The 21362-nt window shown below is 41.9% G+C and carries 17 protein-coding genes and 1 pseudogene; 9 read left to right on the top strand and 9 right to left on the bottom strand.

The genetic code is table 11. The features are described 5' to 3' along the window. Positions 1–13: 13 nt before the first annotated feature. Both A7P54_RS03945 and adeS read right to left on the bottom strand, forming a co-directional pair. Positions 14–1369 (bottom strand): LLM class flavin-dependent oxidoreductase, encoded by a 1356-nt coding sequence (locus A7P54_RS03945; protein ID WP_171548727.1) that lies wholly within the window; start codon positions 1367–1369, stop codon positions 14–16. A gap of 236 nt (positions 1370–1605) precedes the next feature. Continuing rightward, positions 1606–2676 carry a two-component sensor histidine kinase AdeS gene (gene adeS / locus A7P54_RS03940; RefSeq protein WP_171548726.1) on the bottom strand — a complete coding sequence of 357 codons (1071 nt, stop codon included), beginning with the start codon at positions 2674–2676 and terminating at the stop codon, positions 1606–1608. A gap of 147 nt (positions 2677–2823) precedes the next feature. Here adeS and A7P54_RS03935 point away from each other — a divergent pair. Beyond that, positions 2824–3095: pseudogene (locus tag A7P54_RS03935) on the top strand (transporter suffix domain-containing protein). Positions 3096–3118: 23 nt separating this feature from the next. Here A7P54_RS03935 and adeR read toward each other — a convergent pair. Continuing rightward, positions 3119–3847 (bottom strand): efflux system response regulator transcription factor AdeR, encoded by a 729-nt coding sequence (gene adeR / locus A7P54_RS03930; protein ID WP_171548725.1) that lies wholly within the window; start codon positions 3845–3847, stop codon positions 3119–3121. A 143-nt stretch (positions 3848–3990) separates the two neighbouring features. Between adeR and A7P54_RS03925 the strand changes: the two genes are divergently transcribed. From A7P54_RS03925 to A7P54_RS03910, 4 genes are all read left to right on the top strand, one after another. Further along, entirely contained in the window at positions 3991–5160 is a 1170-nt protein-coding gene (locus A7P54_RS03925) for an AdeA/AdeI family multidrug efflux RND transporter periplasmic adaptor subunit (protein WP_171548724.1), read from the top strand. Next, a complete protein-coding gene (adeB, locus tag A7P54_RS03920) occupies positions 5160–8270 on the top strand; it encodes a multidrug efflux RND transporter permease subunit AdeB (protein ID WP_171548723.1) in 3111 nt (1036 codons plus the stop codon). The genes A7P54_RS03925 and adeB overlap by 1 nt, the downstream gene beginning before the upstream one ends. A gap of 79 nt (positions 8271–8349) precedes the next feature. Next, on the top strand, positions 8350–9750 hold the full coding sequence (gene adeC, locus A7P54_RS03915) for an AdeC/AdeK/OprM family multidrug efflux complex outer membrane factor (protein WP_171548722.1): 1401 nt from the start codon (positions 8350–8352) through the stop codon (positions 9748–9750). A gap of 85 nt (positions 9751–9835) precedes the next feature. Beyond that, complete coding sequence (locus A7P54_RS03910) at positions 9836–10231, top strand: thioesterase family protein (RefSeq protein WP_171548721.1); 396 nt, start codon at positions 9836–9838, stop codon at positions 10229–10231. 44 nt (positions 10232–10275) lie between these two features. Here the strand turns inward: A7P54_RS03910 and A7P54_RS03905 are convergent, their stop codons facing one another. The 5 genes from A7P54_RS03905 to A7P54_RS03885 form a co-directional block, all read right to left on the bottom strand. Then, positions 10276–11217 carry a Dyp-type peroxidase gene (locus A7P54_RS03905; RefSeq protein WP_171548720.1) on the bottom strand — a complete coding sequence of 314 codons (942 nt, stop codon included), beginning with the start codon at positions 11215–11217 and terminating at the stop codon, positions 10276–10278. An 84-nt stretch (positions 11218–11301) separates the two neighbouring features. Continuing rightward, on the bottom strand, positions 11302–12090 hold the full coding sequence (gene fdhD / locus A7P54_RS03900) for a formate dehydrogenase accessory sulfurtransferase FdhD (RefSeq protein WP_171548719.1): 789 nt from the start codon (positions 12088–12090) through the stop codon (positions 11302–11304). 29 nt (positions 12091–12119) lie between these two features. Then, positions 12120–14528 (bottom strand): FdhF/YdeP family oxidoreductase, encoded by a 2409-nt coding sequence (locus A7P54_RS03895; protein WP_171548718.1) that lies wholly within the window; start codon positions 14526–14528, stop codon positions 12120–12122. A gap of 225 nt (positions 14529–14753) precedes the next feature. Further along, a complete protein-coding gene (locus tag A7P54_RS03890; protein WP_171548717.1) occupies positions 14754–14927 on the bottom strand; it encodes a cbb3-type cytochrome oxidase assembly protein in 174 nt (57 codons plus the stop codon). Positions 14928–14970: 43 nt separating this feature from the next. Further along, positions 14971–15789, bottom strand: a complete 819-nt coding sequence (locus A7P54_RS03885) for a hypothetical protein (RefSeq protein ID WP_216077042.1) — start codon at positions 15787–15789, stop codon at positions 14971–14973. A 363-nt stretch (positions 15790–16152) separates the two neighbouring features. Here A7P54_RS03885 and A7P54_RS03880 point away from each other — a divergent pair, with 363 nt between their 5' ends. From A7P54_RS03880 to A7P54_RS03870, 4 genes are read left to right on the top strand one after another with little or no spacing between them, the layout of a single operon-like run. Further along, entirely contained in the window at positions 16153–17598 is a 1446-nt protein-coding gene (locus A7P54_RS03880) for a cytochrome ubiquinol oxidase subunit I (protein ID WP_171548716.1), read from the top strand. Further along, entirely contained in the window at positions 17591–18595 is a 1005-nt protein-coding gene (gene cydB, locus A7P54_RS03875; protein WP_171548715.1) for a cytochrome d ubiquinol oxidase subunit II, read from the top strand. Before A7P54_RS03880 ends, cydB begins: the two co-directional genes overlap by 8 nt. Before the next feature lie 13 nt (positions 18596–18608). Then, positions 18609–18731 (top strand): hypothetical protein, encoded by a 123-nt coding sequence (locus tag A7P54_RS19015; protein WP_005154018.1) that lies wholly within the window; start codon positions 18609–18611, stop codon positions 18729–18731. A gap of 60 nt (positions 18732–18791) precedes the next feature. Then, positions 18792–20222 (top strand): PLP-dependent aminotransferase family protein, encoded by a 1431-nt coding sequence (locus tag A7P54_RS03870; RefSeq protein ID WP_171548714.1) that lies wholly within the window; start codon positions 18792–18794, stop codon positions 20220–20222. Here A7P54_RS03870 and A7P54_RS03865 read toward each other — a convergent pair. Then, the gene (locus A7P54_RS03865) at positions 20183–21265 is read right to left on the bottom strand and encodes an AraC family transcriptional regulator (protein WP_171548713.1); all 1083 of its coding nucleotides are present in this window, start codon (positions 21263–21265) and stop codon (positions 20183–20185) included. The genes A7P54_RS03870 and A7P54_RS03865 overlap by 40 nt on opposite strands. Positions 21266–21362 lie beyond the last annotated feature (97 nt).

The following is a 21362-nucleotide window of genomic DNA, read 5'->3' as shown; positions in this document are numbered from 1 at the left end:
TTTTAACATGATTTTAACTGGCTTTGTTTTTTTCAGCCTGTCGAGCAATGACATATTGATTTTCTGGACGTGCCAAACCTAGGTTTTCACGTAAGGTCGTGCCTTCATATTCAGTACGGAACAGGCCACGGCGTTGTAGCTCTGGCACAATCAATTCAACAAAATCATTTAACCCAGCAGGTGTACTTGGCGGCAAAATATTAAAACCATCCGCGGCTTCATTTTCAAACCATTGTTGTAATTGATCGACAATCTGCTCAGGTGTGCCGATCAGTTGCCAATGTCCACGTGCACCCGCCACCCATTCATACAGTTGACGAATGCTGAAATTATTTTTCTTGGCAATATCTGCGATTAGAGCAGGACGACTCACCATGCCTTGACCTTCACCCAATTCAGGGAATGGGCCATCTAGATCATAACCTGAGAAATCAAAGCCGCCACTTAAGCCACTCAACAAGGCAAGCCCTGCTTCTGGATGAATCAGGTCCGTAAGCTGTTGGTATTTGGCACGCGCTTCTTCTTCAGTACGCCCCACAAATGCAGAAACCCCCGGCAAGATTAAAAGTTCATCGGTTGAACGTCCATATTTGGCCAAACGACTTTTTACATCACGATAAAACTCTTGTGCATCTTCCAGCTTTTGATTGGCGGTAAAAATGACTTCGGCATAGCGGGCTGCTAGATCACGTCCCGGCCCTGACTGTCCTGCTTGCACAATCACAGGATAACCTTGTGGTGTACGCGGCACATTCAAAGCACCTTTTACCGCATAATATTTGCCTTTGTGATTCGGATTATGAACTTTCTCAGGATCATAAAACACACCTGATGCCTTATCATGAATAAAGGCGTCATCTTCCCAGCTGTCCCACAGTTTTTTAATCAGATCGACATATTCCTGCGCGCGCTCATAACGCTCTGCATGTGGAATTTGTTGTTCATAACCGAAGTTAGCTGCGGCAGCTTCCGAAGCAGAGGTCACTACATTCCATCCTGCTCGACCATGACTAAGATGGTCCAAAGAGGCAAATTTACGAGCTAATAAATATGGTTCTTCATAGGTGGTTGATGCAGTTGCAATAAAACCAATATGTTTGGTCACCGTTGATAAAGCCGCAAATAGTGTGACAGGTTCAAAGCCTGCTACTTTATCACTGTAGCCTGTTTTCTCAGCTTGCCCGAAATTAACGGCGAGACCATCTGCCAAGAAATAAGCATCAAATAAGCCTTTTTCAGCTAGCTGTACCTGTTCTTTAATAAAATCAAAATCCACTGCTTTGCTCGGTTGCGATTCAGGATGCCGCCATGCAGCGACATGTTGTCCAGTTGCTGGAATAAATGCACCTAATCGAATTTTTCTACTCATGTTCTGCTCCAAATTTGTTGTTAAACACAATTTATCTTTCACTGTGGTTAATACAAATTGAATGCCATGTTTTTTATTTATAAATATCAATCAATTAAAAATTATTAATTTTATCAATGTTTCAGCAACAGCACGATTCTGTTGATGAGGTGGTGATAAATCAACACCTCTTCTTTTATTCATAGCAGATATTTATGAGCGTAGTCGAACGCTAACAATCACCTAAATCACTTAGATTAAACGTGAACAGGCAGATGGATCGTAAATACACTATTGTGATTCAGGTTTTTATATTCGATTGAACCTTTATGTGCAATAACAATCGCATGTACAACCGCTAAACCTAAGCCAGTCCCACCAAACTCTTTATTTCTAGACTGTTCCAATCTAAAGAAAGGATCGAATAAATCCTGTTGATAATCCTCCGCAATACCTGGTCCTTCATCCTCTATTTGTAAGATCCATTCATCCGAGACTTGCTTTGAGGAAATTTTTAATGTGCCTGCATTGGCATAGCGAATTGCATTTTCAATCAAAGCAATCAAAACCTGCTCGATACGCCGACGATCACAATTTATAAATGTGGCGCTAACCTCCAATACAGGAATAAGTTGCGCTTTTGCCAAGCGATCTTCGAACAGTTTTAAAACTTTCTCCGCATGCAATTTAAAATCAATCTTTTCATAATTTAATCTCAGCTGCTGATTTTCCACCAAACTAAGTGTCCGCAGGTCTTCAACCAAATGTGATAAGCCCTCTACCTGATTGAGTAGACTTTTAAATAATGCTTCGTCAGGTTGAAACACCCCATCCAAAACGCCTTGTAAACGCCCCTGCAAAATCGTGATTGGCGTTCTCAATTCGTGTGCGATTGCAGCATTCCAGACCTGTGCATTTTCAACCGAACTTTCTAGTTGCTGCGCCATATGATTAAAATTCTGCATTAACTCAGCGATTTCAGTGGAGTGAATTTGACTATCATCTGCCCGTGCGGACAGATCACCCTGACTGATTTTCTTTGCTGCATCTGCCAAGAAATTAATCGGCTTAATAAAACGCTGGGCCAAATGCATTCCGATAATAATGGAAATGACACCCCCACAAAAAATCACTGTAGATAGCCAAATCCAGTCGACAAAATGAAATTCGGTCCAATCTTCCTGCAAGGAACTCAATGTGATCCAACCCACATCAATGGCATAGTTATAAATAAAATAGCCAAGCAAAATAGAAAACAGCGTCACACTTAAGTTCACGATACTTAATGCGATAAACAACTGTTTACTGATACCTGACTTATTTTTCATTGGATTTTTCCAATCAATTAACCTAAATTTTTCACATGATACGCTGATTTTTTTAGTGATTTACACACTTTTTTCACACATTCAAGATCATTGCTCCTCAAACCTTTCCAAAAATAGCAGCATCAAAATTTTATTGATGTGACCGAAATGCATAAATCAAAACTCAATCTACGTAAAAAATTGGCTTCTTTCTGTTGAGCATTGTCATCGCTTACTGGCTTGCCTTTCCCATCATTCCATTCTTAGACATCCCGCGTAAAGCGTTGATCATGACAGCAATGGCGATTGGGGGTGAAATTCTACTGTTAATTGTGATTGCCTTATTGGGTAAAGAATATTGGGCAAAGGTCAAAAATGGATTCAAACATTTATTTACTTCCTTCAGATCACAGAAGAGCAAATCTGATAACTTAAATTAAAACCATCAACATTCAAAACATGCTCATTCCACAGGATGATCGAGGCGATAACCGACCCCACGCACGTTAATCAACATCTGTTGCAGGCCATGTTCTTCCAGTTTTTTTCTCAGCTTACTGACATGACTATCAACTGTACGCTCTAAGGCATCACTATCAGGCAGACAATGATTCAGCAGTTCACTTCGGGTAAAGACTTTATGAGGATGATCAATCATTTGCAGCAAGATTTTATATTCAGTCAGGGTTAAATTCAGCATCACTTTCTTATGCTGTTGATGAATATAGACACTATGAATATCGGTATTAATTTCAATATTTTTATAACTTAGATTTTTATTAGGTGCTTGCTGGCTTTGCTGAGCTCGTCGCAGCACCGCTTGAACGCGAGCCACGACCTCATTCGGATTGAATGGTTTGACGACAAAATCATCGGCACCGATCCGTAATGCCATGACTTTATCAATTTCCTGATCCAATGCGGTGAGCATAATCACGGGGGTTTGCGCCTTTTGCCGAATTTTGCTTAATACTTCCCAGCCATTCAGTTCAGGTAATTTAATATCCAACACAATCAGATCGATTGTTTGTGCGGCATGAATTTCAATCGCCTGTTTACCATTCATTGCCCGAATCACGCGCATCCCTTCACGCTTAAGATAGTGCTCGATGATGTCCCCAATATCATACTCATCCTCTACGACAAGAATAAGCTTGTCATGGCAATCGAAAGAAAAAGAGTGCTCAAACATAACCATCTAAATCAATAAAACAATCGATTCATCATACGCTGATTTATCTGTTGATCTCCACACTTTTTCCACACTTCAGCGATGATCGTTACACAAAGTTCGAAAATAATGCCAGCATCAAAAACTCCCAAGGTTTGGACAGAATGCAAAAGCATCTATTACTTCCATTATTTTTATCGATCGGACTGGTGCTACAAGGCTGTGGTTCTGAGGAGGCAAAGCCAGCAGAAACACCTCCTGCCAAAGTGAGCGTTTTAAATATTCAGCCGCAATCGGTGAACTTTAGCGAAAACTTGCCAGCACGGGTACAGGCTTTCCGAACTGCTGAAATTCGCCCACAAGTCGGTGGCATTATTGAAAAAGTGCTATTTAAACAAGGCAGTGAAGTTAAAGCAGGTCAAGCACTTTATAAAATTAACGCGGAAACTTTTCAGGCTGATGTGAATAGTAATCAGGCCTCCCTCAATAAGGCCGAAGCTGAAGTAGTTCGTTTAAAAGTTCAATTAGAACGCTATGAGCAATTGCTTCCAAGCAATGCGATCAGTAAGCAAGAAGTCAGTAATGCGCAAGCCGAATATCGTCAAGCTTTGGCTGATGTTGCGCAAATGAAGGCCCTGCTTACGCGTCAAAACTTGAATTTGCAATACGCCACGGTACGCGCACCAATTTCAGGTCGGATCGGACAGTCTTTTGTCACTGAGGGTGCATTGGTGAGTCAAGGCGATGCCAACACCATGTCGACAGTACAGCAGATTGATAAAGTTTATGTCGATGTAAAACAATCGATTAGTGAATATGAACGTCTACAGGCTGCACTGCAAAGTGGTGAGTTATCCGCCAATAATGAAAAAACCGTGCGTATTTCTAACAGTCATGGTCATCCTTATAACGTCAGTGCAAAAATGCTGTTTGAAGACATCAATGTTGACCCTGAAACCGGCGATGTCACCATTCGAATAGAAGTAAAAAACCCAGAACGTAAACTTCTGCCCGGCATGTATGTCCGCGTCAATATCGACCGTGCTTCTGTTCCTCAAGCCTTGCTCGTCCCTGCCCAAGCGATTCAACGCAATATCAATGGTGATCCGCAAGTTTATGTGATCAATGCCAAAGGTGCGGCAGATATTCGTCCAATCGAATTGGGTCAACAATATGAGCAGTTCTACATTGCCAGCAAGGGTCTAAAAGCGGGTGACAGGATCGTGGTTGAAGGGGTTGAACGTATCCAGCCGAATCAAAAACTTGAACTCGCCGCGTGGATAACACCAGCTTCAAGTAATAGCACATCGCCAGCAACGCAAGGAGCTCAATGATGATGTCACAATTCTTCATTCGCCGTCCTGTCTTCGCATGGGTGATTGCGATTTTCATTATCTTGTTCGGGCTGCTGAGTATTCCCAAACTACCGATTGCCCGCTTTCCCAGTGTCGCGCCACCGCAAGTGAATATTAGTGCGACCTATCCGGGTGCAACAGCAAAAACCATTAATGACAGCGTGGTCACCTTGATCGAACGCGAGTTATCGGGTGTAAAAAACTTGCTCTATTACAGCTCAACCACAGATACCTCAGGTACGGCAGAAATTTCTGCGACCTTTAAACCCGGAACTGATGTCGAAATGGCACAGGTTGATGTGCAAAACAAGATCAAGGCCGTTGAAGCCCGTCTGCCGCAAGTGGTTCGCCAACAAGGCTTACAGGTCGAAGCATCTTCATCGGGTTTCTTGATGCTGGTTGGAATCAATTCACCCAATGGTCAATATTCCGAAGTCGATCTGAGTGATTATCTGGTTCGCAACGTAGTGGAAGAACTAAAACGTGTTGAAGGTGTAGGTAAAGTTCAATCCTTCGGTGCGGAAAAAGCCATGCGCATCTGGGTCGACCCCAATAAACTGGTGTCTTATGGCTTGTCGATTAGTGAAGTCAATAATGCGATTCGTGAAAATAACGTCGAGATTGCACCGGGTCGTCTTGGAGATATGCCTGCTGAACAAGGTCAACTCATTACTGTTCCCCTATCTGCTCAAGGACAATTGGGCAATGTGGAGCAATTTAGAAATATCAGCCTAAAAAGTAAAACCAGCGGCAGCGTGATTAAACTGTCTGATGTTGCCAAAGTCGAAATTGGCTCACAGGCTTACAACTTTGCGATTTTAGAAGATGGCAAACCAGCAACGGCTGCGGCGATTCAACTCAGTCCTGGTGCCAATGCTGTCAAAACAGCGGAAGGTGTCAGAGCCAAGATTGAAGAATTAAAACTCAATTTACCTGAAGGTATGCAGTTCAGTATTCCTTATGACACCGCACCTTTTGTCAAAATTTCGATTGAAAAAGTGATTCATACCTTACTTGAAGCCATGGTACTGGTTTTCATTGTCATGTATTTATTCTTGCATAATGTTCGTTATACCTTAATTCCAGCCATTGTTGCACCAATTGCGCTACTCGGTACATTTGCGGTGATGCTACTGGCAGGTTTCTCGATTAACGTACTGACCATGTTTGGTATGGTACTTGCGATTGGTATCATCGTCGATGATGCGATTGTGGTGGTCGAAAACGTTGAACGAATTATGGCGACTGAAGGGCTTCCTCCAAAAGAAGCAACTTCCAAGGCTATGAAGGAAATTACCAGTCCGATTATTGGGATTACCTTAGTCTTGGCAGCGGTGTTCCTACCGATGGCCTTTGCCAGTGGTTCGGTCGGCATTATCTACCAACAATTTACCTTAACCATGTCAGTCTCAATTCTGTTTTCAGCATTATTGGCATTGATCCTGACTCCTGCACTGTGTGCCACAATTCTTAAACCAATTGATGGCCATCATCAGAAGAAAGGCTTTTTTGCATGGTTTGATCGCAGCTTCGATAAGGTCACTAAAAAGTATGAATTGATCCTGCTTAAAGTAATTAAACATACTATTCCGATGATGGTGATCTTTGTAGTGATTACTGGCCTTACCTTTGCAGGTATGAAGTATTGGCCGACAGCATTTATGCCCGAAGAAGACCAAGGCTGGTTCCTGACGTCATTCCAATTGCCATCGGATGCCACTGCTGAAAGAACACGAGGTGTAGTCAATGAATTTGAAAACAGTCTAAAAGACAATCCAAATGTAAAAAGTAATACGACCATCATGGGTTGGGGCTTTAGTGGCGCGGGTCAAAACGTGGCTGTGGCTTTTACTACATTAACCGACTTTAAAGACCGTACGTCAACAGCAACTGAAATGACCAATGCCGTTAATGCCACCATGGCGCACAGTAAAGAAGGTGCAACAATGGCGGTATTACCTCCTGCCATTGATGAGTTGGGTACCTTTTCAGGCTTTAGCTTACGCTTGCAAGACCGTGCCAACTTAGGTATGCCTGCACTTTTAGCTGCACAAGACCAGCTCATGGAAATGGCCGCCAAGAACAAAAAGTTCTATATGGTCTGGAATGAAGGCTTACCGCAAGGCGACAATATTTCTTTAAAAATCGACCGTGCAAAATTGAATGTTCTGGGTGTGAAGTTCTCTGATGTTTCTGACATTATTTCAACTTCAATGGGTTCGATGTATATCAACGATTTCCCAAATCAGGGACGCATGCAACAAGTGATCGTACAGGTCGATGCCAAATCACGAATGCAACTCAAAGATATTTTGAATCTGAAAGTGATGGGCTCAAATGGTCAATTGGTCTCGCTATCTGAAGTGGTCACACCGCAGTGGAATAAAGCGCCACAGCAATATAACCGCTATAACGGTCGCCCATCGTTGAGTATTGCAGGTATCCCAAACTTCGATACGTCATCAGGCGATGCCATGCGCGAAATGGAAAACCTGATTGCCAAATTGCCAAAAGGCATCGGCTATGAATGGACGGGTATTTCCTTACAGGAAAAGCAATCTGAATCGCAGATGGCGTTCTTACTTGCTCTTTCTATGCTGGTGGTATTCCTTGTTCTGGCTGCACTTTATGAAAGTTGGGCAATTCCGCTTTCAGTGATGCTGGTCGTCCCTTTAGGTATTTTTGGCGCAGTGGTTGCGATTATGTCTCGAGGCTTGATGAATGATGTGTTCTTTAAAATTGGTCTGATTACCATTATTGGTTTATCTGCCAAGAACGCGATTCTGATTGTTGAATTTGCCAAGATGCTGAAAGAAGAAGGCATGAGTTTAGTCGAGGCCACCGTTGCCGCAGCAAAACTTCGTTTACGCCCGATTCTGATGACCTCCTTAGCCTTTACTTGTGGTGTCATTCCATTGGTCATCGCCTCAGGGGCAAGTTCAGAAACACAGCATGCCTTAGGTACAGGTGTATTTGGCGGCATGATTTCAGCGACGATTCTGGCAATTTTCTTTGTCCCAGTGTTCTTTATTTTCATTCTGGGTACAGTTGAAAAGCTGTTTTCATCGAAACAAAAAAATCCATCTTAAATGACATAGAGCAGAGGGAATCAATGGGTTTCCTCTGACTCCTCCTCAGTATCTATCCTCATCTTATTTGGAGAAGACCATGTCTAAAGCGACTGTCTTATCTCGTGGCCTGCTTGTCTCTACGCTTTCGATTGCCTTAACTGCATGTATGAATCTGCAGGCACCAAAACCTGTGATCAAATCGGATATTCCACAAAATTTTTCTCAAACCACAACTGGAAATTCGATTGCCAATCAAGGTTATCAACAATTTTTTTCTGACCCACATTTATTACAAGTGATTGAAATCAGCTTAAATAACAACCGTGATTTACGTACTGCAACACTCAATATTCAGCGTGCCCAACAGCAATATCAGATCAGTAAAAATGACCAGTTACCTACTATTGGAGCAAATGGCAGTGCTGTTCGACAGGTGAATCCATCTGCGAACCCAAACAATCCTTATTCAACTTTTCAAGTTGGACTAGGAATGACGGCTTATGAACTGGATTTTTGGGGCCGAGTCAAAAGCTTAAAAGATATGGCCTTAAATAATTACTTTGCAACCCAAAGTGCCAGAGAAGCCACACAGATCAGTTTAGTCAGCCAAGTCTCACAAGCTTGGTTAGATTATGCCTTTGCTCAGGCCAACCTCAATCTTGCAGAACAAACCTTAAAAGCACAACTTGATTCCTATAACCTGAATAAAAAACGTTTTGATGTCGGAATTGATAGCGAAGTTCCGCTGCGTCAAGCACAAATATCGGTTGAAACTGCTCGAAATGATGTTGCCGCCTATAAAACTCAAGTGGCACAAGCACAAAACTTACTCAATTTACTGGCTGGAAAAAATGTTCCTCAAAACCTCCTGCCGAATCAAGCCGTAAAAACGATTAGTGCTGAAAGCAACTTTGCAACGGGCTTAAGTAGTGATTTACTGAATAACCGTCCAGATCTAAAAGCTGCTGAATATCAATTACGTGCTGCTGGAGCCAATATTGGCGCAGCCAAAGCACGTATGTTCCCTACCATTAGCCTAACAGGTTCAGCTGGCTATGCGTCCACAGATCTTAAAGATTTATTTAAATCAGGTGGTTTTTCTTGGTCAATTGGGCCAAGTATCGACCTGCCTATTTTCGATTGGGGGACGCGTAAAGCCAATATTAAAATTTCAGAAACTGAACAACAAATTGCACTGGCAGAATATGAAAAAGCCATACAATCCGCTTTTCGTGAGGTCAATGATGCGCTGGCTGCCCGTGCCCATATTGAGGATCGTTTGAGTGCACAACGCCGTTTGGTTGCTGCAACCGATACCACTTATAAATTATCCACCGCCCGATTTAGAGCAGGGATTGACAGTTATCTGACTGTATTGGATGCACAACGTTCTGCTTATGCAGCACAACAAGGCTTACTGATGCTTGAACAAATCAAGTTGAATAATCAGATTGAATTGTATAAAGCTTTAGGCGGTGGACTATCTCAGCATTCATAAACGCTTAAGTCTGTTATTGGGGCTGATTTTTACATATTCAGCCCTTATAGTATTGAGCTTTAAATGAAAAAATAACAGTTGATCTATGTTTACACTTTCGATTACACCAAGATTCTATGAAACTGATGCTTTTGGACATATCAACAATACCGTGATTACAGGCTGGTTTGAAACTGCGCGTGAACCTGTTTTTCGCTTATTCAACCCAAGTATGGAAATCAAAAATCTGCCTTTGATTCTCGCTCGGGTGGAAGTCGATTTTGTAGCTCAAATCTATTACGGCGCTGATATCGAAATCAAGACATGGATTGAACATATCGGCAATTCTTCTTTTATCGTGGCACATGAAGCTTGGCAAAAAGATCACTGTGTTGCACGTGGCAAAGCGGTTCAAGTGTATTTTGATTTCAGCACGCAAAAATCAGGTCGTATCCCAGATCAATTCCGCGACCAGTTACAACAATATTTGATGGGCCAATAAATATTTTCCGCTGAAATAAACTAATTTATTTCAGCGGATTAAACTTATTCGCCTAAATCTTCAAGAAAATCAAAGGTTGGCACAAAGAATAAGCTGCCTGAAACTGCAGTACTAAAATCAAGTAAACGATCGACATGTCCAGTTTCTTTACCTAAGAACATATTTTCAAGCATGGTTTTGGTGATATTAAAAGAACGAGAGTAGCCAATAAAGAAGGTGCCGTACTCTCCTTCTGTTGGATTGGAAAATGGCATATTGGCTCTTAAGATTTTAAGCTCGTTACCGTCCGCATCATGTGCCTTACTTGCCACATTATGTGCACTTTGCGGTTTGACATCATCGCCAAGTTCAACATCATCATATTTTTTTCGACCGATGACTTTTTCTTGTTCTTCGGTCGTTAAACCCTTCCACATCTCCATGTTATGCAAGTATTTTTGGATAAACACATAACTGCCGCCAAGGAACTCGGCATCTTCCGAACCGACATAAGCAATCTCTTTGGCAATTTCATGTTCAGGGTTTTCAGTCCCATCGACAAAGCCAATAATCGCACGACCATCAAAGTATCTAAAACCTTTGGTCTCGCTAATTGGGTAGGTATCTTCTTTTAATTGCTCATGCAAAATTGAGGCAAGTTCATAGCAAATTGCCATTTGATTGGCGCGAATATGAAAGAATAAATCGCCTGTTGTTGCGACCGCAGTATGCCGTGGCCCTTTGATCTCTTGAAATGGCGCAAGTTCTTTCGGCTTATTTAAATCAGGAAAAAGTAAATCCCAAGCATTTGAGCCGATCCCTACCGAAGCACTAAAATGACTATTCGGAAAACGATTGGTTAAGCTACGGACTAAGGCTGAAAAATTCGCAAGAAAATCAATTACACCTGAATGATCAGGATTGCTATTGATTCCGAGTACGATAAATAAAGCATTTTCACCTGAAAGATTATTGATCACAGGCTGAGGTCTTAAAGGTGTATTCATAATATTTGGGAATAAAAAAACTTAATGCTCATATCCTACACAAATCAATGCATTAGAGATCAGACAAATCACAAATTTTTACCATTATTCGGTATATAAAACAAAGCTCTCACCACGGCAAAAACTAGCTAAGGTGAGATTTAATTGTTTTGCCATCTCAATCGCCATACTGGTGGGTGCAGAAATGGTCGCCAATAGAGCAATATTGGATTGCACACATTTGCGGATCAACTCATAACTGGCACGACTGGTCATCACCACAAAACCCTCCGCCACATCCATTTTCTGTTCAGCCAAGTACCCCAATAATTTATCTAGAGCATTATGCCGACCAACATCTTCAAATAACGCTACGATCTGACCTTTCACGACCCATGCTGCGGCGTGTGCTCCACCGGTCAGTTCAGTAATTTTTTGTCTGACTTTTAATTGTGCAATTGCATTTGGAATTTGGCTTAACCATGTTGAAGAAACATGGGTACTGACCGCAGGTAGATTTGCATAGAGTTGCTTTAGACTTTCAATACCACATAAGCCGCAACCTGTACGCCCGACCATCATACGCCGATGCTCTTTTAAAGCCATGAAAGCACGGGATGAAATGGTCATATCCACTTCAACCCCCAGTTCATTCTGCCGAATATCGAGTGAATACAACTCGCTTAAACTTTGTAATATCCCTTCCGAGAGACTAAAACCTTTGGCAAAGACCTCAATATCCGATGGTGTTGCCATCATCACGGCATGTGAAATACCATTATAAATTAAGGCAACAGGATACTCTTGGACAATATAATCCAGTTCATTTTCAGAGACATCGCGATGGAAACGATGCACTTGCATCGTTTCATAACCTCGTGTTTTTGTATCCACACTTACCTCATTTGCATCACTGATTCGAGCTATGCGCTACTGACGCGTTCATTGGCATGCTCAGGGTCAACTTCAACATTCAAATTAAAATGTGCTGGTGCATTACCTGCATGCAAAATCACAGGGATGCTTTTAGAGGCTGGAATTTTGGCGTATTTATCATGGCTACCCAAAGCCACCAATGGATTGGTTTCTGGATAATAAGCCGCTAGACTGCCTTGCGGAATGTTATATGGCACAATACGGAAACTATGTACAATCCGTTTCACACCATCCGAGAATACACTCTCAATATCAACCCATTGGTCTGCTTCAAAGCCCGCTGCATCAATATCTGTTTGATTCATAAACAACACACGGCGTTGCCCGAATACACCGCGATAACGGTCATCCAAACCATATAAAGTGGTGTTGTACTGGTCATGCGAACGAGTGGTCATCAAGGTATACACCTGCTGTTCACTATAAGCGGCTGCATATTGGTTTTCTTTATCTTCGTAAACTTCGGCCAGTGGTGTAATCAAAAACTGGGCTTTACCACTTGGTGTATTCCAGACATGCTGATTGGCAGGATGTTCTAAATGGAAACCACTTGGTTGATAAACTCGTTGATTGAAATCATGAAATTCATCAAAAACCTCGGCAATCGAATCACGGATACGGTCATAACTTTCGATATACCAACGCCATTTCACCTTACTCTCAGGCAGTGCTGCTTCCGCCATACGCGCCACAATATCGGGTTCAGACAAAATATTTTCAGAGATCGGAGGATTACGTCCCGCTGAAAGATGCACATTGCTCATGGAATCTTCCACAGAAATTGCTTGTGCGCCATGAACTTGCATATCAACTTCGGTACGCCCTAGGCAAGGTAGCATCAACGCATCTTTGCCACAGACCAGATGGCTACGATTCAACTTGGTGGTAATGTTGACGGTTAAATTACAACGGCGTAATGCTTCTTGGGTATAAGGTGTATCAGGGGTTGCAACTGCAAAGTTCCCGCCCAAACCAATAAAGACTTTTACATCACCTTCATACATCGCCTTAATGGTATCGACCACACCAAAACCATGTTTACGCGGTGACTTGATGCCAAATACCCGATCAATGCTGTCTAGTAAGGCTTCACTTGGGTTTTCATTAATTCCCATCGTTCTATCGCCTTGCACATTACTGTGCCCACGTACTGGACAAAGGCCAGCCCCCGGACGACCAATATGCCCTCGTGCCAGCATCAGGTTCGCCAGCATATGAATATTGGCTGTACCATGACGGTGCTGAGTAATCCCCATCCCCCAACAGAAAATAGCCGTTTTTGCATCCAAATACATCTTGGCAATCGATTCTAAATGCTCAGGTGAAAGTCCCGTATGCTTATGAATTTCAGACCACGCTGTACCATCAATCTCCGCCAACATCTCGTCAAAACCAATGGTATTCATTTCAATGAAGCTACGATCAAAAACGCTTGCTTTTCCTTTCGCAAGTGCCTTTTTATCCCATTCCAGTAAATGCTTCATCACCCCAAACATCAGGGCATAATCCCCTCCAATTTTGGGCTGGAAGTAATAACGACTAATTGGAGTACTGCCATTGGTCATCATTTCTAGCGGCGCTTGTGGGTCTTGAAAACGCTCTAAACCACGCTCTTTAATAGGATTAATGGCAACAATATTACCACCACGACGCGAAACCTCTCTTAAGGTTGCCAACATCCGTGGATGGTTGGTACCTGGATTATGCCCAAAGCTAAAAATAGCATCTGCCTGATCGAAATCATCCAAAATGACCGTGCCCTTACCTAAACCAATCGCATCTTTTAAGCCAACACTGGTGGTTTCGTGGCACATATTGGAACAGTCTGGAAAATTATTGGTGCCGAAACTGCGGACAAATAATTGGTACAAAAAAGCGGCTTCATTGCTGGCACGACCAGAGGTATAAAATGCCGCTTGATCAGGATGATCAAGCGCCTGTAGATGTTTGGCAATCAACTGAAAAGCTTCATCCCAAGAAATCGGTACATATTTATCCGAGACTGGGTCATAACGCATCGGGTCAGTTAAACGACCCAAATCTTCCAGATAGAAATCATTCTGTTCAGCGAGCCAGCTCACGGTATGCTGTGCAAAAAATTCAGGTGTTACCGTTTTACTGGTTGCTTCGAAAGCCACCGCCTTGGCACCGTTTTCACAGAAGTTAAAGGCATGTGCATCTTTCTTCTCAGGCCATGCACAGCCCGGACAGTCAAAACCAGTCGGCTGATTAATATTAAGTAAGGTGATTGAACCTTTTTTTAAAATATCTTGCCTTTTTAGATTTCGGGCAACACTCAGCAATGCGCCCCATCCGCCTGCGGGTTGGGTATAGGGTTCAATTCTGGCAAAACTGGTATTTTCTTGCTTATGAATGGTTTGTTCTGAGTTATCCATTATGTTGCCCTCATCTGAGCTATTTTTAACATTGGCTACAGATAGGATTAACATGAATTGTGCTTCTTTTCTATTCTTGATTTGTCTCATTCGATCAATTAGAGCGTTACAATCTCTCTTGATTTTAACAATTACAACCAAGCCCAAAATAAAAAAAACTTACTGGCAAGTGCTCAAAATCACCAGTAAGAGAGAAAAACCAAGCTTCGGATTAAAAAACATAAGCTATTGATTCGCTTGAACTGTTGATTGTACATGAGCAGCATTTTGCTTCTGTTGCGATGGCATATAATCTGGTTGATTACTCACAGCCAGAAAGAAAAAGACTAAGAATAAACAACCCAATAAAATACTGATTCCAACCGCAAGGTATGGGAATTTTGATTGCTGTTGAGACATGAGCTCTGCTCCTATTGAAAGACTAAAATTTAATTCATAACAATTACATGGTGGATAAAGCCTTAAAACTAGCGCCATTTTGAATACGGGTTTGCATGTATTCGGCATAGACCGATAACTTTTCAAAAATATGTTCCGAATAGAACATATCCTCGATTAAATGTGCCGCTTGGGCCGGACTAAACTGACCAATCTTCGCGACTAGATTTGCATTAAGACTGGAAAACAAAGTACATAAGCTTTTGTGTGCTTCATCTTTGTTTTTAAATAGCAGTTTACGCGTATTAATCAACTCATCATTGAGCATGCTTGGCCTACGATCAGCATCAATCACATCAATTTTTACATCAAAATAATCTTCTAAAATCTGAATCTGTTGCTGATCTAAAGATAAATGTGTAACCAAGAAAATATGAAAAATATCTGTACGACACAATGCTTTGACTAAACAACGGAACAGAAAATCTTGCTCTGCTTTTGCATCTTCGACCAGCTCGATATAAAGCTTGAGGCTGTGGATGACATCTTCGATTTTAAGATTGACGCTTTTATCGGCTTGATAGTATTGATTCAATATCTTAAGTACAGAGGATGAGACTGGCGTGGTATAAATCACTGGCTGATTTAAATTAGCAATCGTAAATGGTGCAAATAAATAGGCGAGATTATTATCATTTTCCACTATTTCAGCTTGAGCAATATAAGCGACCTTCTCCTTAGAAAAATCTCTGAGTACCTTGCCTCTTAATAAAGTTGCTTCAAGATTTACATATTCTAGACTTAGCTGTTGTTGTACTGCTTGCGAAGGGACTTTGCTTTGAAAAAGCTGAGTCAACGCATTAAGTTCTTTAGTGATAAACATAGTCATACGCCATTCAGTCCGAATTAGTGTCATTCAAACGACTTACAATGCTTGATCAATATTTAACACACTGCATCGTTGCTTGATGCTATTTTGAATCAGGTACAAACAACTGAATAGCTACAGAGTTTCGCTAAAAAAATATAACAGATCATTTATGGACACCCCATCTGTTATAAAAAAACAAAAAGAAATTGTACCTACTCATATACAACAGAAGATTGGATGATGAATAAAACTTAAATCGCTTTTAAATATCCAAGCCACAACTTTTTAAGGTTCTGCTTATTTTCAAACATTTAAGTCCGTTCTTTCACATTTTCCTAGCGACTGCTTTTGCTGGTCTGTTATAGGAGAGGATATATGGATCTCGGTCTCACTGCTTTAGAATTAGCCCGAATACAGTTTGCATTTACTGTTTCATTTCACATTATCTTTCCCGCTACCTCGATTGGTCTCGCCTGTTTTCTTGCTATGCTGGAATGGAAATGGCTGCGTACTCAAAACCCCATTTATAAAGATTTATTCAAATTCTGGATCAAAATCTTTGCTGTTGCCTTTGGGATGGGTGTAGTATCTGGCGTAGTGATGAGCTACCAGTTTGGTACCAACTGGAGTGAATTTTCCCGTATTGCGGGAAGCGTGACTGGCCCTTTGCTCACTTATGAAGTATTGAGTGCTTTCTTCTTGGAAGCGGGCTTCTTGGGCATCATGCTATTTGGTTGGGGACGCGTCAGTCCCAAAGCCCATTTCTTTGCCACCTTGATGGTTGCCATCGGCACCTGTATTTCCATGTTTTGGATTCTCTCCTCCAACAGTTGGATGCAGACACCGCAAGGTTTTTCGATCGAGAATGGCATTATTGTGCCAACCGATTGGTGGGCGATCGTATTTAATCCCTCCTTCCCTTATCGCTTTGCGCATATGGCCGCTGCTGCATTTTTAGTGTCTTCCTTACTGGTGGTGGGTACTGCTGCATGGCATCTGATCAAAGGCCGTCGTGATGAACTGATCAAAAAATCATTTTCAATGGGGCTTTGGATGGTGCTGGTCACTTCCTGCTTGCAAGTGGTGATTGGTGATAATCATGGCTTAAATACCTTGAAGCATCAGCCGGCAAAATTGGCCGCAATGGAAGGTCATTGGGAGACCAATTATGATGAAGGAATGCCACTGTACTTATTTGGCATTCCAGATATGCAAGAAGAACGTACCAAATACGCGATTGCGATTCCAAATCTAGGCAGTCTGATTTTGACTCATTCTACGGATGGTACAGTCAAAGGCTTAAAAGACTTTGCCCCAGAAGACCGACCAAACTCAACCATTGTGTTTTGGAGTTTCCGTGTCATGGTCGGACTTGGCATGTTAATGGTGCTGCTCTCTTTCGTTGCCTTATGGTTGCGTAAAAAAGGCAAGCTTTATGGTTCATCTTGGTTTCATAAATTCGCTTTTGTCATGGGACCTACAGGCTATATCGCCTTACTGGCGGGATGGGTCACCACAGAGGTTGGCCGTCAACCTTGGGTGATTTATGGGGTGATGCGTACCAAAGATGGTTTGTCGCATACGGTGACTGCCGATCAAGTCGGTATCAGTCTGATCATTTTCGTGGTGGTCTATGCCATCGTGTTTGGTAGCGGTATTTACTACATGCTGAAACTATTGAAAAAAGGTCCTGAATTTATTGAAGCGATTGATCTTGAGCCAGCTGGCCATGGGCATTTCAAAACCCCAATGCGTCCTTTAAGTGCCGTTGATGAAAGCATTGATCAGCAAGACCCGAATAAGGAGAAGCACCATGATTGATTTATCTCTAATTTGGGTCGGTATTATTGGTCTAGGTGTCCTGATCTATGTCATTTTGGATGGCTTCGACCTCGGGATCGGAATTCTGTTTCCTTTCATCAAAAGCCGCGAAGAACGTGATGTGATGATGAATACCGTCGCGCCTGTCTGGGATGGCAATGAAACATGGATGGTGCTCGGTGGTGCAGGTTTGTTTGCGGCCTTCCCATTGGTCTATTCAACTGTCCTTTCAGCTTTATATATGCCGATTACCTTAATGGTGATTGCATTGATTTTCCGTGGCGTTGCCTTTGAATTTCGTTTTAAGGCGAACCGCACCAAACATTTATGGGATCAGGCCTTTATCTGGGGTTCAATTCTATCCAGCTTCCTGCAAGGCGTGATTTTAGGCGCTTATATTCAAGGCATCCAAACCACCAATGGTATTTTCTCTGGTTCAGGCTTGGATTGGTTCACTCCTTTCGCCTTATTTACGGGGTTGGGTGTAGTTGCCATGTATGCAGCGCTCGGTTGTGGCTGGTTGATTATGAAAACCGACCATGAGCTACGAGATCAGATGTATGCACTGATGCCTAAACTGATCATGCTGCTATTTGTGGTTTTTGCAGGTGTCAGTCTCTATACCCCACTGACCCATCCTGAAATTGCAGCGCGTTGGTTTGCCTTGCCGAATCTGCTGTATTTTAGCCCTGTGCCCGTCTTAGTACTGCTATTTACGTTCTTGATTTTAAAAGCATGTAAAGAGCGTCAGGACTTTAAACCTTTTATTTATACCTTGGCACTCGTGTTCTTGGCCTTTACTGGATTTGTGATCAGCCTCTGGCCGAATATCATTCCACCATCGGTCACGATTTGGGAAGCAGCAGCACCACATTCTAGTCAGAAATTTGCACTGGTTGGTGCGGTAATTCTGATCCCGATCATTATCGCCTATACCATCCTGTCATATTGGGTATTTAGAGATAAAGTACGGGTTGGAGATACGGGTTATCACTAAGGAGCAGCTTTGCATGAAAATTAAATCTCTGCATTTAAGCCAAACGCAATGGTTTATAATCTTATGGTTAGTTGGTTTTTTTGCACTCGCCATCATTGCAGGTCTCTTTAGACTGCTATTGATGTTTGCTTATTAAAAAAGAGATGGAGCAGCTTGCATACCAAGCTGTTCCATCAAGATGGATTCACTTTACTTTATGTATAAATCAGAACAATTAGCGCACAACCTGAAACTTCTCATTGAAAATGGATCATGGCAACCACACAGCAAACTTCCTTCTTTACGTGAGCAAGTGCAACGATCAGGGTTTAGCTTAATTACCGTGATGAACGCTTACCAAGAACTGGAAGCGCAAGGATTGATTTATTCCAAAGAAAAGTCAGGTTATTTTGTCGCTGAGCAAAATAATATCCAAATTCCACAAGCTTATTCGGTGGTCTCTTTAAACCCCAAAATTGAAATTAACTCCTTGGTGTTTAAATACCTGAAGTCGATTCAATCCAAACAGGTCAGCCCACTAGGTTCTGCATTTCCAGATAGTCAGTTACTCTATCCACCCAAACTGATTCAGATCATGGGGCAACTTTCCCGCAATCGCCATAGTTATGATCAGACCACCAACCTACCGCCTGGGAATTTAGCCCTCAGAAAACTGATTGCACAACGCTATTGTATGCAAGGGATTCCAACCGATGCAGATGACATTGTCATTACATCTGGTGGTTTAGAAGCGTTGAATCTTTCCCTGCAAGCGATTACTCAACCGGGCGATTATATTTTATTGCAGCAAACCATCTTCTATGGCGCATGGCAGGCAGCTGAACGTTTGGGACTCAAGGTGATTACCCTCCCAGAACATCCACAACATGGCTTTGATATTGAAGCTTTTGAACAAGTCATTAAAAGCTATCCGATTAAAGTCTGCTGGTTTATGTTGAACGCACATAACCCGATTGGCTTTACCGTCAGCGATGACATCAAATATAAAATTGCTAAGCTGTTGCATGAACATCAAATTCATTTGATCGAAGATGATGTTTATGAAGAACTGTTTTATGGCAATCAAAAGCCGCTACCCATGAAGTATTTCGATCAACAAAATCTGGTGTTGCACTGCTCTTCTTTTTCCAAAACCTTGGGTTCAGGGTTCCGTATGGGATGGGTCTATGCTGGCAAGTTTTCCGAGCATATTCAGCATTTGCAATTGATGAGCACCATTTCTGCCAATGCACTGATCCAGAATGCACTGGTTGAGTTTCTCTCCCATCATCATTATGAAAAGCATTTAAGAACGCTTAGGCGGGCTTTGGAAAAGAATAAAAAACAATTCTTTCAATATCTCAAACAACATCTACCAAAAGACTGTAAAGTATATAACTATCCAAGTGGCTATTTTCTTTGGATTCAGTTGCCAGACAAAGTCAGCAGTATGCAAATCTATGAACAGCTGATTCAACAACAGGTCGGCGTTGCGCCAAGCCCTTTATTTAATGTGTTGCCCTCACATCAACATTTTATTCGTATGAATTGTTCCTTTGAATGGACAGAACAGATTCAGCATTCGCTAGAACGCTTTATTGTAACGGTTCAATTGGCGATGTCGGATGAATCGGCCTTGGACAAATAGCTTTTCCGATACTGACTGGGTGTTTCCCCAAACATCTTTTTAAAAGCGCGAATAAAATTAGTGGCTTCTTCATACCCCACCAGAGCTGCAACATCCTGAATACTATATTGTGGTTGTTGCAGTAACTTTTTGGCTTGACTAAAACGCACCTCAGCCAAAATCTGCAAGAACGTCGTTCCTTGTGCCTGTAAATGTCGCTTGATGGTTCGTTCAGACATATTCAACCGCTGTGCAATCAACGCTAATGTCGGATAAGTATTGCCAGCTCGATACAACAACTCAGAACGAATACTTTTCTGCAGATCGCGTGCCGACTCTTTGAGTAATTTCAATTTGTCATTTTCGCAATACAATAATGCCTGCTGGAATGCGACTTGATCAGCATTGGGATTTTTACAATGCAGATATTGCTTGGGAAAACGCAGGCCATTACGTTGCTGGTTAAAATGAATCTTGATCTGAGATAAATCGATACGTTTATAACTCTGTGCATCGGCCCAATCAACAAAGACCTCACAACGTTCAACAATTTTTTCAGAAAACAAAGCTAAAAAATGAATTGCGCCAAATAACAAACTTTCAATCATAAACTGCCGTAATTGATCAGATTGCTGCTCATTGCCAAATTTAACAGGATGTACACCATCCAAATAGACATAGACAAAGTCTTCATCAATATACGATTCAGGGGTGAAGTTCTGGATTCGTGTACAGAAATACTGCTGGCACAGCGTTAATGCAGTTTCAACATCCGTACAGCTCAGAAATGCAAAACCTAAGGCTCCATGTGAAGTGGGACGTAATTTAAAACCATATTCAATCCCAAGCCGTGGATTCTCCGTCAGCCTTAAAGCATTCACCACCAGCTTTGACCATTGATGCGCACTCATTTTGGCATCGGCTTGTTTCATTTCTGTCAGCACTAATCCTGTGCCAGATAAAACTATTTCAATATCAATCGCATAATCATGCACAATTTCTAATAATAGATGTGCATAAGAAACCGAGATGGTTTCTTGAAACAATCCAAAAGGATCTCGCATCGCACATCCACTGTCCTAAAATGATCATCAATATGGCATAGTCACACCTATTGCGCGAGTATTTTATTCGAAATAATAGCTTTCATAATAAACAACG

The sequence above is a fragment of the Acinetobacter sp. Ac_3412 genome, assembly GCF_013072675.1.
Classification (GTDB): Bacteria; Pseudomonadota; Gammaproteobacteria; order Pseudomonadales; family Moraxellaceae; genus Acinetobacter; species Acinetobacter higginsii.
The sequence above is the reverse complement of the archived record's forward strand: the minus strand, read 5'-3'. Positions and strand labels throughout refer to the sequence as shown.

Bases quoted from the DNA above. Each gene is read 5' to 3' on its own strand.
- A7P54_RS03945 (WP_171548727.1), bottom strand. From the start codon at position 1,369: ATGAGTAGAAAAATTCGATTAGGTGCATTTATTCCAGCAACTGGACAA.
- adeS (WP_171548726.1), bottom strand. From the start codon at position 2,676: ATGAAAAATAAGTCAGGTATCAGTAAACAGTTGTTTATCGCATTAAGT.
- adeR (WP_171548725.1), bottom strand. From the start codon at position 3,847: ATGTTTGAGCACTCTTTTTCTTTCGATTGCCATGACAAGCTTATTCTT.
- A7P54_RS03925 (WP_171548724.1), top strand. From the start codon at position 3,991: ATGCAAAAGCATCTATTACTTCCATTATTTTTATCGATCGGACTGGTG.
- adeB (WP_171548723.1), top strand. From the start codon at position 5,160: ATGATGTCACAATTCTTCATTCGCCGTCCTGTCTTCGCATGGGTGATT.
- adeC (WP_171548722.1), top strand. From the start codon at position 8,350: ATGTCTAAAGCGACTGTCTTATCTCGTGGCCTGCTTGTCTCTACGCTT.
- A7P54_RS03910 (WP_171548721.1), top strand. From the start codon at position 9,836: ATGTTTACACTTTCGATTACACCAAGATTCTATGAAACTGATGCTTTT.
- A7P54_RS03905 (WP_171548720.1), bottom strand. From the start codon at position 11,217: ATGAATACACCTTTAAGACCTCAGCCTGTGATCAATAATCTTTCAGGT.
- A7P54_RS03895 (WP_171548718.1), bottom strand. From the start codon at position 14,528: ATGGATAACTCAGAACAAACCATTCATAAGCAAGAAAATACCAGTTTT.
- A7P54_RS03890 (WP_171548717.1), bottom strand. From the start codon at position 14,927: ATGTCTCAACAGCAATCAAAATTCCCATACCTTGCGGTTGGAATCAGT.
- A7P54_RS03885 (WP_216077042.1), bottom strand. From the start codon at position 15,789: ATGTTTATCACTAAAGAACTTAATGCGTTGACTCAGCTTTTTCAAAGC.
- A7P54_RS03880 (WP_171548716.1), top strand. From the start codon at position 16,153: ATGGATCTCGGTCTCACTGCTTTAGAATTAGCCCGAATACAGTTTGCA.
- cydB (WP_171548715.1), top strand. From the start codon at position 17,591: ATGATTGATTTATCTCTAATTTGGGTCGGTATTATTGGTCTAGGTGTC.
- A7P54_RS19015 (WP_005154018.1), top strand. From the start codon at position 18,609: ATGAAAATTAAATCTCTGCATTTAAGCCAAACGCAATGGTTTATAATC.
- A7P54_RS03870 (WP_171548714.1), top strand. From the start codon at position 18,792: ATGTATAAATCAGAACAATTAGCGCACAACCTGAAACTTCTCATTGAA.
- A7P54_RS03865 (WP_171548713.1), bottom strand. From the start codon at position 21,265: ATGCGAGATCCTTTTGGATTGTTTCAAGAAACCATCTCGGTTTCTTAT.